The organism is uncultured Brachyspira sp. (assembly GCF_944390845.1).
Taxonomy (GTDB): Bacteria; Spirochaetota; Brachyspiria; order Brachyspirales; family Brachyspiraceae; genus Brachyspira; species Brachyspira pulli.
In genome coordinates this window covers 1-14318 of sequence record NZ_CALXRM010000076.1, presented here as the reverse complement: position 1 = coordinate 14318, position 14318 = coordinate 1, and the positions used below count along the sequence as shown (strand labels likewise).

The window sequence follows — 14318 nt, the reverse complement described above, 5'->3', positions numbered from 1 at the left end:
AACGAAGAACAAGAAGAAAATAAAGAAGATGAAGACAGCAACATCGAAGATACTATTGATGATTTAGAAGATATTCCTAGCCTAGACGATGTTCTTGGTGAAAATGAGGAGGAGAATAACGAAGAACAAGAAGAAAATAAAGAAGATGAAGATAGTAACATTGAAGATACTATTGATGATTTAGAAGATATTCCTAGCCTAGACGATGTTCTCGGGGAAAATAACGAAGAAAATGATGAGGACACTATTGAAAATTTAGAAGATATACATGATAATAATGAATCTAATGGAGAAAACATTGATAATAATACAGATGAAGATGAATTAGAAGAAACTATTGATAATTCTGAAGAAAAAAATAAAAACAATGAAGAAATTATCAAAGGTATTGATGATATAATAGATGATGAGGGGGATATTTTGATAAGTCATGGTTCTATTTTAGAAGATGAAATTGCAAAAAAAGAAGAGGAGTATTTCTCTTCAAGCGATGCTTTTAACTTCTCACTTAACAGAGATTTCTTACTTGGTGATTATGATGATGAAGAAAATAGCAACTCAGAAAATTCTTCTTTATCACACAGTTTTGCAGAAGATTATGATGATGGAGAAGTAATTAAGCCTGCAAATGAAAAAGACAGTTTTGATACAGAAGATTTAATAGATAAAGACTTATATGATCCTGAAGAAGTGCCTAAAATCCCAGATGATTATTATAGAGAAGCAGAAGAAAAAGTAAAAGAAAATATGACTGCTGGCTGGAAAAATGTGTTAAAAGCTCTTAAAGGTAAAAAATTTGTTAATAAAAATATGAACGATATGCTTGATTGGGTAAAAGAACAGTCAGGACTAGATATATTACATGCTGCTATGCTTACAAGACAAGAAGATGGAAGCTATAATATAACAGAATCTCAAAATATATCTGATTCTACAAAAAATAAATTAAATATTACTGAAAATGAAGCTTTATTTAAGAAAATTTTAGCTCATAAAAAAACTTTATATGTATCAGATCCATTTTCTTCTGATTCTTTAAAAACTAAATTTGACTCTAAGGATAGAGAAAATATATCACATATGATATTCGTTCCGGTAGAAAACGATGAAGGCGGATTAAAATCATTCTTTATAGGACTTTCTGCCAATTAAAAAATAATTAAGAGGTTATAAAAAATAGATGGAATATATTATAGTAGTATCAGCATTTATAGTTATAGGTATCATTGTTAGTTTGATATTTGGTAATATACTTAAAATAAAAGTATTCGGCGGCTGGGTAATGATGTTTCTTATTGCTACTGCTGGTGCATTACTAGGTTCTTATTACTTGCCTAGAATCAATAATATACAATATATAAAAATAAATTTATCATCTGCTATATTGGGTGCTATTATATTAGTTATTCTTTTATATATATTTACTCCTAAATCCCTAAAATAAAGGAATAAAATAGAATGTTCATAAAAGAAGACAAAGAAATAGTAAAGCCAAAAATTAAAGATGAAGAAGCTATAGAAAATATAAGAAAAGCGGCAAAAATAGCACAAGACTCTATAGACTTAGCCTTTAAGCTTTGCATATCTGGAGTAAGAGCTTCTAAAATTGATAAGGAAGTAGAAAAATATATAAAATCACAGAATGCCTATCCTGCTAATTTTGAAGTTCCTGATTACGGCTTTGCTACAAGTATTTCAAGCGGAAATGAAATAGCACATGGAAGGCCTACTAATAATAAAATACTTGTACATGGTGAACCTGTATGCGTCGATGTAGGAGTAAAATATAATGGATACTACGCTGATTGTGCCAGAACTATAGTAATAGAAGGAGGAATGGGTTCTGTTAATCATAGAGCATATAAACTTATAGATGTTTGCAGAAAAGCCCTTGAATATGGTATTTATAAATTAAAACCTAATGTACTTTTAAGCGAATATGGAAAAACTGTAGAAAATAAAGTTAATGAATACGGTTTTAGTGTAATAAAATCTCTTACAGGTCATGGGGTTGGCTATGAATATCATGAAGCTCCATATATATTTAATTTTTATCACCCAAACAATGATGTTTTATTAGAGCCTAATATGGTTTTAGCATTAGAATTAATGATTACAAATGGTGCTGACCAATATGAAAAAGAAAAAGATGGCTGGACTTTATCTACTCCCGATTATTCTTTAGCCGTACACTTTGAACATACTGTTTTAATTACTCAAACAGGTGTAGAAATACTTGGAATAAAATAATATAAAATACTTTTTAACTTATTATCTCTGCCCCACCCTATATCTTTATTATTTTTTATTAGAATTTTTTATTTGATTCTTCTATATAATCTCAAAAGAACTCATAGCACCCGCCCAAGTTGTGTTTAGATTTATAGAAATATATAACGCACGTTAAACGAAATTATAAATATTAATTATTAATAATAACATTTTTATTATATGGAAAGTGCTGTTTAGCGTGCGTTAAATAATATAATTTGCTATAAACAAAATGCTTTTTTAATCAATATTATATTGTAGGATTGTAACTTATATCATCTATCATATAGATATTTTCTCTATGATTAGTTTTTTCTGTTTCCACTATTGGTTCTTCTTTCTTTGCCTTTTCTGTTTCCTGCATTATTATAGCATCAATTTCTGCCTTACTGTTTTCTAATATTGTATTATCAAGATTGGCATCTTTTAAAAGCTCTCTTAATCTATTTAAATCATATACATAAGTATAAGTATGATTTGCATTATCTATTTTCTCTACAGCTCTCACTGCTAAAGTATTATGAGATAATAATTCTTTTAATAATATAATACTCTGCTGACTAGCTGATTGATTATTATTTAATGAATAATATTCTCCTTCACCATATTTATTTAAAGAATTTGTTCTAGGTACATTTTTATCCAATCTATATATAAGATCTATTTTGTCATCATCATTAAATCTTTGTTTGAATACAAGAGAAGGCGTATACAAATTTATATTAATAGAGTCTTTTTTAATTTGTATCATTAATGTATTAAAGTTCAAACTGTTCTCTTCCTGCTTTTTTATGAATATAGATATTGATTTTTCATCTGTTATAGGATCTGTTTTATCTACTAAATACCACTCATCTATAGAATAATATTGAGAATATAATATTGCACAACTTACAAAAACAATAATCATTATGATTTTTTTCATGATTCAACTCCATTTTATTTCATATATATATTATGATAGTTTTATCAATTTAAATCAATAAAAATTGTATATAATATAATATTTTTTTAGCATTTTAGTTTACATAACGTTATATTAGTTAACATATCTATATAATTTTATACCATTACCCTATTTTATAAAAAAAATTAAATTTAAATATAATATTCATAATAATAATTAATATTTCTTTGACTTTTTTTGTAATTGAATTATACTTTATTGATATAATCAAACTTTAAAAATTGGAGTATTAAAAATGGCTGTTTTAGTATGCGGAGGAGCTGGTTATATCGGCTCACATGTAGTTAATGAACTTTTAAAACAGAATATAGAAACTGTTGTAATCGATTCATTAGAGTATGGACATAAAGATGCTATTAAAGATTGTAAGAATTTTTATCATGGCAATATAGGTGATAGTGAATTATTAGATAAGATTTTCAAAAGTCATGATATAGACTCAGTAATGCATTTATGTGCTTATATAGAAGTAGGAGAAAGCGTACAAAATCCTGCTAAATATTATCATAACAATATATCTAATTCAATTAATCTTCTTAATGCAATGCTCAAAGCAAAAGTAAAAAATTTCATATTTTCTTCTACAGCAGCAGTTTATGGAGAACCTGAAAAAATTCCTTTGGAAGAAGATTGCAGAAAAGAACCTACTAACCCTTATGGTGATAGTAAATTAGCATTAGAAAAAATACTTTCTTGGTATACAAAAGCTTATGATTTCAATTATGTAGCTTTAAGATATTTTAATGCTTCAGGTGCTCACCCAGACGGACATATAGGAGAAGATCATAAACCAGAATCACACTTAATACCATTAATACTTCAAGTTCCGCTTGGAAAAAGAGAATCTATAAAAATATTCGGTGATGACTACCCTACAAGAGATGGTACTTGCTTAAGAGATTATATACATGTATGCGATTTAGCTTTGGCACATATTGCTGCTATGAATTATCTAAAAAACGGCGGAAAGAGTGTTGCTTGTAATTTAGGTAATGGAAATGGATTTAGTGTAAAAGAAGTTATAGAAGTAGCTAGAAAAGTTACAGGTCACCCAATACCTGCAGAAGTTTGTCCTAGAAGAGCTGGCGATTCATCAGAACTTATAGCAAGCAGTAATAGAGCAAAAGAAGTTCTAGGCTGGACACCAACAATAGATTCATTAGAAACTATAGTACAAACAGCTTGGAATTGGCATAAAAATCACCCAAATGGCTATAATGACAGATAATTTTTAAATTTTATAAAATTTATTATATTATTGAAAAGAGGTTCTATTTTTTAGAGCCTCTTTTTATATTGAAGTTATGGAGTCATATTATGTATGATAAAATTAAATAAGATATTTCACAAGAATATTATACAAACATTTTTCCTAATGATGGACAGCGTTTTATAGCATGGTATCTTAGAAACATATTTAATTTAGATGAATATGAAACAAAAGATTGTATTACAGATGGTGCCGGTGATAAACAAATAGATGCTGTTTATATAAATAATCAAAACTCAACTATTTACATTATTCAAGGAAAATTTTATGAAAAAGAAAATATAGATTCTGAACCTTTAAGAGAAGTATTATCATCCTGGATTCAAATTCAAAATTTAGAAGAATTGCAGAATAATGCTAATGAAAAACTTAAAGTTAAAATTACTGAAATGGCATCTGCTCTTGAAGATGATTATAGTATATGTTTTGAATTAATTACAACATCTGAATTAACAGATTCTGCAAAAAAAAGATTTAGAAATATTTCAAAAAAACATTTCTGAAAATGATAGATTTAATGCCAATCTTATAGTTGTAGATAACGAAATTTTAAAAACTCGATACGATGAAGCATTAAATATGAATAGACCTTATATTAATCATAATTTTAGTGTTGAATCAAATAAGTATATGGAAATTGTATATAGGTAATAAAAAAGCTGTTATAGCAGCAATACCTTTAAAAGAATGTATTAAAATTCCTGGTATTAAAGATGGTAGTTTGTTTAGAAAAAATGTACGTCAATCTTTGGGTATGGATAATAAAGTCAATAAAGGTATAGCTCATACATTAAAAAACGACCCTGAAAAATTTTTTTTCCTTCATAATGGTATAACTGCTATTTGTTCATCAATAAATATTGATAATGGTATTATAAGTGTAAAAGAACTTAATGTAGTAAATGGTTGTCAATCATTAAATACCATATTTAACTGCAGTCAATCAATACGGGATGCTGCCAATGCTTATATAATGTTCCGTTTTTATGAGATAAATGATTCTGAATATGCTGATGATATTAGTACATCAACTAATTCTCAAAGTACTGTAAAAGCTAGGGATCTTAGAAGTAATGATAAAAATGTACTTATGATGAAAAAAGATTATGAACAGTATTTTTCAGATGGATATTTTATTACTAAACGTGGAGAAGTAGCTGATCCGCTTAAATATAATACTGCTCATATTGTAGATTTAACATTATTAGGAAAACAGCTAATAGCTTGGCATTCTCAAAGACCTACTATTTCATACAGTGAAAGTAAAATTTTTGATAAATATTTTGATCAATTATTTCATAGAGAATACAAACCAGAAAATATACAAGCATTGCATGAATTGTATGATAACATTTTAAAAAATTGGAATAATAAAAATCCTTTAGGATTAAATGAGGCTTTACTTGCTATGAAAGCATATATACCATTTCATCATTTATATGCTATTTCTGTATTATTTTGTGAAGTAAATAAAATGCAGGATTTAGTACCAAATCCTCATATAGCATTAGAAAAATTGAAAAATAATAATTTACTTGATATTGTAATAGAATTTACAGCCCAATGTTTAAATATAGCATTTGAAACTGCTCTCGAAGATGCTAATAGCAATAATAGAGTATTTAGTCCTCAAAATTGGAGTAAAGCTAAAGGTTCTTTAAAAGATATTAGATCAGCAGTAAAAAATCAGTATAGTAGTTTAAAATGGAATAAATCTACTAAGGAATTCTTAGACTCAATTAATAATTCTTTACAAATGGATAAAAGCGATTTTGAATCACGTTGGGCAGCTGATTAATAATTATATATAAAAAAACCCTTCAAGAAAATTAATTCTTAAAGGGTCATTTAATTATTTGCTTTATTAAAATATAGATTATCTCAAATTAACTGCATTGCGTGATAAGAAATTTTTTCTGTCATTAGCAAATTTAGCTTTTGAAGAAGTTGGATATTCAGCTAAATATTGATTATAAGTTTTATATGCTTTTTCAAAATCTCTTGTATTGTTATCACCTTTTTCATATACTTCAGCTAAAAGTAATATAGCATCAGCACGTTTAGCAAATTGATTATTTCCTTCTAATGATTTTTCTAATATAGGACGTGCATCAGATATTCTGCCAAGCTGTTTTAAACTTTCAGCAACTTCATAAGCAGCATTTCCATACATAGAAGTTTTTGAATATTTATTCATAACATCATTGAAATAAGCAATAGCTTCATCATGTTTATTTTCAGATTTTCTTACAACACCCATAGAATATAAAGCAGCAGCTTTTTCATTGTTATTTGCATTATCTAAAGAAGATGCTTGTTTATACATATCAAAGGCATTGTTATAATCTTTCTTCTGATTATAAATATCTCCTATTCTAAAATAGCTGTAAACAGAATATTTAGATTTAGGATATTGACTTATAACATTGCTGTAAGTATTAACTGCATTGTTATAATCTTTTATATTTTTAAGCTCTTCTGCAGAATTAAATAATGCTATAGTTTCAGGATTAGATTCTACAGGCTTTTTAGCTTGAGTATTTTCTTTTTTTACTGCTGATGTTTGAGCATTATTAGTAGAAGCTGTATTTTTTTGCTCATTAGTAGCAGGAGCTTTTATTGTTTCATTAGTATTTACTGTATTTGCAGCAGCTTCGTTAGTCATCATAACATTAGTAGCCGTTTCATTAGTATTTACCATATTTGTAGCAGCTTCATTAGTCATCATAGTGTTAGTAGTCATATCATTAGTATCATTTTCTGGATCTAATATAGCATTAGTTTCCATTGATGCTATTCCTTGACTATTAGTAACGCTGATAGTATAGAAATATTTTCTTATAATGCTTTCTTCATTATCTACTTGGAAATTAAGTTTTCCTACACCAGGAGTTAAAGTTCTGAAAGTAAGAAAAGCATTAGTTTTATCTCTTGTAAATCTAACAAAGTCTAAATTAGTAGAATAGCTTGTTATACGTATATATCTATCAAAGTTTGTAGCATTTAATTTGATAGAAAAAAGAGTATTTTCAGATAGATCAACACTTTTTACCAAATCTTTTTCTACTGGACCGCTTTTTACACGAGCAGAAGCGTTAGTTACTACTTTGTCATCTGGCTGAACTGTAATTGTTTCTTGAGCGAATGCAGCACTGAAAATAGTGAACATAAGCAGCATACTAGAACATACAAAAACTCTCATAGTCATCTCTCCTAAAAGTTTATTATTATTTTTTTCGACTTTCTACGTAATTTCTTGAGTATCTTAATTCTTCAAAATTAAGATTGTTTTTAGTAGAAAGCATTTCCCCTTTTAAGACTTTTTCATCGTCTTCTTCAATAATATTAATGGCTTTTGAATTTTCTTCTTCAGGTGTTAATGGTATAACTTTTGGCTTAGTACAAGAACCTATCAATATCCCAACACCTACTGTTAATAATAACCAAAGTAAAATTATACCGAAAAATAAAATTTTCTTGGTTTTATAAAAATCTTTTACTTTTTCTAGCATAAGATTGATACCTCTAATAAAATTATAGAATATAGTGAAAAATTTGCAATAATTTTCTATTTTTTCAACTAAATTTATTAAAATTTAAAAATAAAATTACGCCATATTGCTAGATATATCGTATAAATTCAATTAATATTTAGCGAAAACATATTAATATATAGTATACAAAAATATCAAAATCGATTAACTAAAATAATTTTCCTTGCATATTTATGAAAAATCTAATATTATGTATATATGAAGCATGATTTGAAATCTGATTTAGATAAGATAAAAAACAGGGGTATGGCTTTAGATGATGATGTCAATTTGCTTAGAGATAAACCAATAGAAAGGATTGTTGATTATTTAAATAGCGATGATCCAGTAATAAGAACATCAGCAGCAGTAAATTTAAAACCTTTTGCTGATAATGTATGTAATGAATTATTGCATCAATTATCAAAAGAGAAAAGTTTATATACTAAAATTGCAATATGTGAAGCTTTACAAAAAGGCAATATCGATACTGCTGTAAAAATGACTGCCTACCTTGGTATAATAGGTAATAATCAGTATAAAAAATTACCAAAGAAAGTATCATTAAAAAAATCATATCCTTTGCCTAGGGATATAATAGCCAGAACTTTATCAAAAATGAATATAAATATATTTCCTGTGCTATTAGATGTATTAAAAAGCGATGATTCAATAAAGATTCATGAAGTTATTGACGCTATTGGATTTATGGTATTCTATAATCAAATTCTTTCAAATAATGATAATCTCAAATGCATAATACATTTAATGGATAAATATGAAGATGATAAAATTCTTATATGGAAATGCCTCACTTGCTTATCATCATTCAATCTTGAAAAATCTAAAAACATATTAAACACTTTCATAAATAATGAAGAAAATATTTTATCATTGGAAGCTGAAAGGTCTTTGTCTATACTAAACAAAAAATAAATATTTAAAATATATACTGAAATGATTTTAGTTTATCAAAAATAAATTTTTTAATATTTGCAGGGCTTTGCCCCGCACCCCAGTTCTTTTATTGATATAAAAGAACCAAAAAAACTGCATTTTTAATCAAATTAGTTTTACATTACATTTCAAACAAAACTTAACAATATCTTACATTTAATAAATTATAAAATATGATTATTTATATATATATTTTAAACAAAAAATAAACATTTAAAAAAATTTATTAAATGATATAATAAAAAAAACTTTTACTATTTTTAAGGCTAAATAAATGAAATTAACTATAAAAAATTTCGCTAGAATAAAAGAAGCAGAAATAAACATAGACGGCATCACCATAATAGCAGGCGAAAATAATGCAGGAAAAACTACAATAGGAAAAGTTCTATTTTCTTGCTTTAATTCATTGAGTAATATTGAAGAAGAAATATCTTCAGATAAAGAATATTCCGTACAAAAAGAAATGTTTAATTTATATCATTTGCTATTAAAATATATAATTCTTAAACCTGAAAATATGATATCAATAGATGGTACATTTAATGGTATATCAGGTAATTTATACTCTGATTATATTAATAGTAAAAAAAGTATATATGATATTCTAATAGATTACTTAAAAGAATATGTTAATATAAAAAATAAAAATGTTATTAATTTGATAAAAAAAGCTTCTGAAAAAATAGAAGAATATTTTAATATACCAGATGAAAAAATAGGTTATAAAAAAATAGAAGAATATTTTAATGACATATTTAATAATCAAATAAACAGCAGAATAGAAAGAAATACCATATCAGAAATCAATATATTAGACTTATATTTTAAATTCAAAGATGATAAATGTATGGAAACAAATTTAAATTATCATTATAACAAAAATACATATTTTATAGATAATCCTTTTATTTTTGACAGAAATGATTATTCATATTCTTTGTCTATACAAGAATCACATTTAATAAACAATATTCTCTATCCAGAAAAATCTAATACATTGGATAAAATTTTAGCCGAAGATAAATTAAAAAATATATATGATAAATTATCAAATGCAGTAAACGGTAAAATTGTAGAAAAAGATGAAGAATTTTACTTGGAAGAAGATTTTTTCTATGAGCCTATATCTGTACATAATCTATCAGCAGGGTTAAAATCTTTTGCCATTATAAAAATGCTTTTGGAAAGAAATGCATTAAAAGAAGATGATATATTAATATTAGATGAACCCGAAATACATCTTCACCCAAAGTGGCAGCTTTTATATGCTGAAATAATAGTGCTATTACAAAAAGAGTTTAATATATACATTTTAATAACAACTCATAGCCCTTATTTTTTAGAAGCTATAGAAATGTATTCTAAATTACATGGTATGCAGGAAAAAACTAATTATTATTTGGCAGACATAGAAAATAAATATTCTGTTTTTAAATTGGTAAATGACAGCATAGAAGATATATACAATATAATGGCTCAGCCTATAGAGAAGCTGGAAGATTTGCAAAATAGTTTTAATGAATAATTTTTTATAAAGTAATTTTTATTATGAAACAAGATATAATAGACTCCCTGCCTGATATATTAAAAAATAATATAGATACTCTGGAAAACACTTCCTCTGATGATGATAATAATTATTATATGACAGATAGTAAATTATCAGTCATTAATTTTGATAAGGCGGCAAAGTGTTATAAAGATGAAAAATATTTGAATTATACGCCTGCTTCTAATGATGCCCTATATATTATGGATAATACTCATTTATATTTTTTAGAGTTTAAAAATGGTAAAATAGAGGAAGATAATATAAAAACAAAAATATATGACAGTTTATTTATATTATCAGATATAAAATATAATGACGGATGCAAATATATAAACAGTATAGTTGAATTTTCAAAATCAAGCATTGAATATATATTGATTTATAATATCAAAAAACATGGCAAATTAAGTTTTAATAATCATTTTCAGAAAAGAGCAAATAAGAAAAGTAAATTATACGGAGGAGTACTAAAATTAAAAGGCTTCATATTAAAAGACATTAATTTTTACAGTGAAAATGAGTTTAAAAATAACTTTGTTAATATGTTTGATAAATGATATTCTTAATATTTGGCACTTGATAGATTAATAATTTCAATGTATTATCCTATATTAAAAAAATAATAATTATAAGCTATATATAAAAATTGTTAGCATAAAGTTTTTTTAAATACATTAAAAAGCAAATAATTTTTTCATTAGCAATAAAAAAATAATTTTAAGGAAAATATATGACATATCCTGAATTTTTTACTCCTTATGTATTTCCGCCTAGCATACCAATATTAGGTGCTATAAGATGGTACGGACTTATGTATATAGTTGGTATTCTAACTTCATGCATAATTCTATATTTTGTTAAAAAAAGAGGCTGGATAAAATTCAATCTTGATGAAAAAAACGGCGGTATATATGACATGGTATTCTATGCCGCAGTTGGTGCTATAGTAGGTGCCAGAATAGGTTATTTTCTTTTCTATTCGCCAAAAAGTTTTTTGACACCTTGGGAAATAATAGGTATTAATCTTGATAATGGATTTACTTTTACTGGTTTCGCTGGAATGTCATTTCATGGCGGATTTATAGGAATGTTTATAGCATTATTTATATTCAGCAAAAAGTATAAATATGATTTTTATAATATCACAGATAACGGCACACTTCCTGCTAGTTTATGCTTATTCTTTGGAAGAATTGGAAACTTTATGAATGCTGAGCTTTACGGAAGAGTTACAGATTCTTTTTTAGGAATGAAATTTCCATTATATGATGCTGTAGGCGGTTATGATAGATGGGCTTCAATGTTTCCAGCAATAAGACCATATACAGAATTAAGACACCCTTCACAATTATACGAAGCATTTCTTGAAGGTATTGTTCTTGCTTTGGTATCTTTTTTAATAGGATATTTAAGTGAGAAGAATAAAAAAATAAGACCTGGTACAAGGCTTTGGGTTTGGATTTTCCTTTACGGACTTTTCAGAACTTTAATAGAACAGTTCGCAAGAGATATTACAGAATGGACTGTAGGCCCAATTACAGCAGGTGCTATTTATTCTATGCCTATGATGTTAATCGGTATTGTTATGCTTGTTTATATTTATACAAGAAAAGATTATAATCCTGCACTTGAAGTAAATACAAAAGAAGTCAAAAAGAATAAAAAGAAATAAATTAATTAGAAATTAATTTAATAATAAAGCCTAGTATGGTAAAACATATTAGGCTTTTATTTTTATGCACATTAAATTAAAATAAATAATCAAAATTAATTAATAAAATTTCTTCAACGCACGGTAAACGAAATCTTTTATATAATTATTATGCTATTACTAATTGATTCATATTAATAAACTTCATTCTGCGTGCGGTGAATAGACAGCAAATTTAAAAAAATCTTGGGTGGGCAGCTAAAATAACTATTGAAAGTTTAAAAGAAAAATCATATAAAAATATCAGAAAAAATTAAAAAGCCTATAGGGTGGGCAAATGTAATTAAGTTTTAAAACTTTATTCACATACCCCGCCCTTTATTCTTAATTGCTTTATTTTTATATTTTAACTTTTATTTATTTTGCTGCTTTAATTAGAATTTTCAGCACCCGCCCAAGTATTAATTAAATTTAGAATTTATTTAACGCACGGTAAATGGCACTTTCTATATAATGAAAATATTATTATTAATTCATTTACATTTATAATTTTATCCTGCGTGCGGTGAATAGACAGCAAATTTAAAAAAATCTTGGGTGGGATCTATAATTTTTGTTAAGGTGTTATAAATAAATTGAATAAAAATACCTAATAAAAATAATAAAGATAAAAGGGAGGGAATTAGAATAAAGCAAAAACTATTTGAAAATTCTATTTCTTGAAGCATGAGCTAAAGCAATAGCCACAGCATCAGCAGTATCGTCTTGAATAATATTTGAACCAGTAAATAAATTAACCATTTTCATCATAGCATCTTTATTGGCATTTCCATTGCCTGTTATCTGAGATTTTACCTCTTTAGGCTTGTACTCTGTAAACTCAATATTGTTAAGAGTTAATGCAAGTATTATAACGCCCCTAGCTTCGGCAACTTTTATAGCAGTTTTTGTATTTTTTGAAAAGAATAATTCTTCTATAGCAGCATTATCAGGTTTATATTTTTTTATTAGATTATCTAGTTCAGTATAGATGAAGGAAAGTCTTTGATTATATTCTTGATTTTGAAAGGTTTCAATAAGCCCAGAATTCACTATTTTGTATACGGAATTTTTAGCTTCAATAAAAGCATAACCGCATCTAGCAAATCCTGGGTCTATTCCTAAAGTTATCATTTATTATGATAAAATATTATTATTCTTCTATTAAGTTATCAGTAATTTCTAAGTTAGTAGCTACTGCAGAAACGTCATCATGATCTTCAAAAAGACCAATTATTTTCATAACTTTTTTAGCATCACTTTCAGCTATAGTCATAGTGTTATCAGCAACACGTACTATCTCAGCACTTTCAGGCTCAATACCTTTAGCTTTTAAAGCATCAACTATAGAAGATAATGATTCCATAGGTCCAGTGATAGTGAATACTTCTTCATCTTGCTCAATATCTTCAGCACCAGCATCTAAAACTATGTCCATTAAACTTTCTTCAGTATTTCCAGCAGCAGGTATCATTACAACAGCTTTTTTCTTAAACTGCCAAGAAACAGCACCGTTTTCTGCTAAGTTACCGCCATTTTTACTGAAAATAGATCTTATTTCAGCAGCAGTTCTGTTTTTATTATCTGTTGCAACGTCTACGATAATAGCTACGCCGCCTGGAGCATAACCTTCATAAGACATTTCTTCGATATTAGCACCTTCTCCAGCACCAGCACCTCTTTTGATAGCTCTATCTATATTATCATTAGGCATGTTAGTACCTTTTGCCTTAACTATAACCATTCTTAATCTTGCATTCTGATCTGGGTCTGGGCTGCCACCCTCTTTTACTGCAATTGTTATTTCTTTTGCTATTTTTGACCAAATTTTACCTTTTTTTGAATCGTTTGCAGCTTTTTTATGTTTAATACTAGCCCACTTGGAGTGTCCTGACATATTACACCTCTATTTATTGGATTTTTATTTATAGATTATTAAATTCGCACTTATTATATATCAATATATAACTATTGTCAACTTTTTAAAATTATTAAAAATGCATGGGTGCTAGACATATTGCATTTAAGTATTCCTTATCTTTTTGAAGTATAACATAGGTGTATCATAATTTAAA

At 26.7% G+C, this 14318-nt stretch carries 14 protein-coding genes and 1 pseudogene; 10 read left to right on the top strand and 5 right to left on the bottom strand.

What is annotated here, in order from left to right:
* The 3 genes and pseudogenes from Q0K52_RS12630 to map all read left to right on the top strand — a co-directional run.
* Positions 1-1152, top strand: a pseudogene (locus Q0K52_RS12630) (AAA family ATPase); the annotation flags it as partial.
* A 28-nt stretch (positions 1153-1180) separates the two neighbouring features.
* On the top strand, positions 1181-1444 hold the full coding sequence (locus tag Q0K52_RS12625) for a hypothetical protein (RefSeq protein WP_297299952.1): 264 nt from the start codon (positions 1181-1183) through the stop codon (positions 1442-1444).
* 14 nt (positions 1445-1458) lie between these two features.
* A complete protein-coding gene (gene map / locus Q0K52_RS12620; RefSeq protein ID WP_297299950.1) occupies positions 1459-2250 on the top strand; it encodes a type I methionyl aminopeptidase in 792 nt (263 codons plus the stop codon).
* A 271-nt stretch (positions 2251-2521) separates the two neighbouring features.
* On the opposite strand, the gene Q0K52_RS12615 is transcribed toward map, so the two are convergent.
* Positions 2522-3196, bottom strand: a complete 675-nt coding sequence (locus tag Q0K52_RS12615) for a hypothetical protein (protein WP_297299948.1) — start codon at positions 3194-3196, stop codon at positions 2522-2524.
* A 277-nt stretch (positions 3197-3473) separates the two neighbouring features.
* Here Q0K52_RS12615 and galE point away from each other — a divergent pair, with 277 nt between their 5' ends.
* From galE to Q0K52_RS12600, 3 genes are all read left to right on the top strand, one after another.
* Positions 3474-4466: a UDP-glucose 4-epimerase GalE gene (gene galE / locus Q0K52_RS12610; protein ID WP_297299946.1), complete on the top strand. Its 993-nt coding sequence runs from the start codon at positions 3474-3476 to the stop codon at positions 4464-4466.
* 386 nt (positions 4467-4852) lie between these two features.
* Positions 4853-5011 (top strand): hypothetical protein, encoded by a 159-nt coding sequence (locus Q0K52_RS12605; protein WP_297299944.1) that lies wholly within the window; start codon positions 4853-4855, stop codon positions 5009-5011.
* Between the two features lie 134 nt (positions 5012-5145).
* Positions 5146-6306 (top strand): AIPR family protein, encoded by a 1161-nt coding sequence (locus Q0K52_RS12600; protein ID WP_297299942.1) that lies wholly within the window; start codon positions 5146-5148, stop codon positions 6304-6306.
* Positions 6307-6384: 78 nt separating this feature from the next.
* On the opposite strand, the gene Q0K52_RS12595 is transcribed toward Q0K52_RS12600, so the two are convergent.
* Positions 6385-7710 (bottom strand): tetratricopeptide repeat protein, encoded by a 1326-nt coding sequence (locus tag Q0K52_RS12595; RefSeq protein WP_297299940.1) that lies wholly within the window; start codon positions 7708-7710, stop codon positions 6385-6387.
* Between the two features lie 25 nt (positions 7711-7735).
* Positions 7736-8020, bottom strand: a complete 285-nt coding sequence (locus tag Q0K52_RS12590) for a hypothetical protein (RefSeq protein WP_297299938.1) — start codon at positions 8018-8020, stop codon at positions 7736-7738.
* Positions 8021-8308: 288 nt separating this feature from the next.
* On the opposite strand from Q0K52_RS12590, the gene Q0K52_RS12585 reads away from it, so the two are divergent.
* From Q0K52_RS12585 to lgt, 4 genes are all read left to right on the top strand, one after another.
* The gene (locus Q0K52_RS12585) at positions 8309-8977 is read left to right on the top strand and encodes a hypothetical protein (protein ID WP_297299936.1); all 669 of its coding nucleotides are present in this window, start codon (positions 8309-8311) and stop codon (positions 8975-8977) included.
* Positions 8978-9272: 295 nt separating this feature from the next.
* On the top strand, positions 9273-10526 hold the full coding sequence (locus Q0K52_RS12580; protein WP_297299935.1) for an AAA family ATPase: 1254 nt from the start codon (positions 9273-9275) through the stop codon (positions 10524-10526).
* Positions 10527-10549: 23 nt separating this feature from the next.
* The gene (locus Q0K52_RS12575) at positions 10550-11110 is read left to right on the top strand and encodes a geranyl transferase (protein WP_297299933.1); all 561 of its coding nucleotides are present in this window, start codon (positions 10550-10552) and stop codon (positions 11108-11110) included.
* A gap of 173 nt (positions 11111-11283) precedes the next feature.
* On the top strand, positions 11284-12225 hold the full coding sequence (lgt, locus tag Q0K52_RS12570) for a prolipoprotein diacylglyceryl transferase (protein WP_297299931.1): 942 nt from the start codon (positions 11284-11286) through the stop codon (positions 12223-12225).
* Positions 12226-12903: 678 nt separating this feature from the next.
* Here lgt and ruvC read toward each other — a convergent pair.
* A complete protein-coding gene (gene ruvC, locus Q0K52_RS12565; RefSeq protein WP_297299929.1) occupies positions 12904-13377 on the bottom strand; it encodes a crossover junction endodeoxyribonuclease RuvC in 474 nt (157 codons plus the stop codon).
* 19 nt (positions 13378-13396) lie between these two features.
* Entirely contained in the window at positions 13397-14140 is a 744-nt protein-coding gene (locus Q0K52_RS12560) for a YebC/PmpR family DNA-binding transcriptional regulator (protein WP_297299927.1), read from the bottom strand.
* Positions 14141-14318 lie beyond the last annotated feature (178 nt).

Excerpts from the sequence above, each read along its gene's own strand:
- map (WP_297299950.1), top strand. The coding sequence starts at position 1,459 with ATGTTCATAAAAGAAGACAAAGAAATAGTAAAGCCAAAAATTAAAGAT.
- Q0K52_RS12625 (WP_297299952.1), top strand. The coding sequence starts at position 1,181 with ATGGAATATATTATAGTAGTATCAGCATTTATAGTTATAGGTATCATT.
- galE (WP_297299946.1), top strand. The coding sequence starts at position 3,474 with ATGGCTGTTTTAGTATGCGGAGGAGCTGGTTATATCGGCTCACATGTA.
- Q0K52_RS12590 (WP_297299938.1), bottom strand. The coding sequence starts at position 8,020 with ATGCTAGAAAAAGTAAAAGATTTTTATAAAACCAAGAAAATTTTATTT.
- Q0K52_RS12575 (WP_297299933.1), top strand. The coding sequence starts at position 10,550 with ATGAAACAAGATATAATAGACTCCCTGCCTGATATATTAAAAAATAAT.
- Q0K52_RS12560 (WP_297299927.1), bottom strand. The coding sequence starts at position 14,140 with ATGTCAGGACACTCCAAGTGGGCTAGTATTAAACATAAAAAAGCTGCA.
- Q0K52_RS12580 (WP_297299935.1), top strand. The coding sequence starts at position 9,273 with ATGAAATTAACTATAAAAAATTTCGCTAGAATAAAAGAAGCAGAAATA.
- Q0K52_RS12595 (WP_297299940.1), bottom strand. The coding sequence starts at position 7,710 with ATGAGAGTTTTTGTATGTTCTAGTATGCTGCTTATGTTCACTATTTTC.
- lgt (WP_297299931.1), top strand. The coding sequence starts at position 11,284 with ATGACATATCCTGAATTTTTTACTCCTTATGTATTTCCGCCTAGCATA.
- ruvC (WP_297299929.1), bottom strand. The coding sequence starts at position 13,377 with ATGATAACTTTAGGAATAGACCCAGGATTTGCTAGATGCGGTTATGCT.
- Q0K52_RS12585 (WP_297299936.1), top strand. The coding sequence starts at position 8,309 with ATGGCTTTAGATGATGATGTCAATTTGCTTAGAGATAAACCAATAGAA.
- Q0K52_RS12615 (WP_297299948.1), bottom strand. The coding sequence starts at position 3,196 with ATGAAAAAAATCATAATGATTATTGTTTTTGTAAGTTGTGCAATATTA.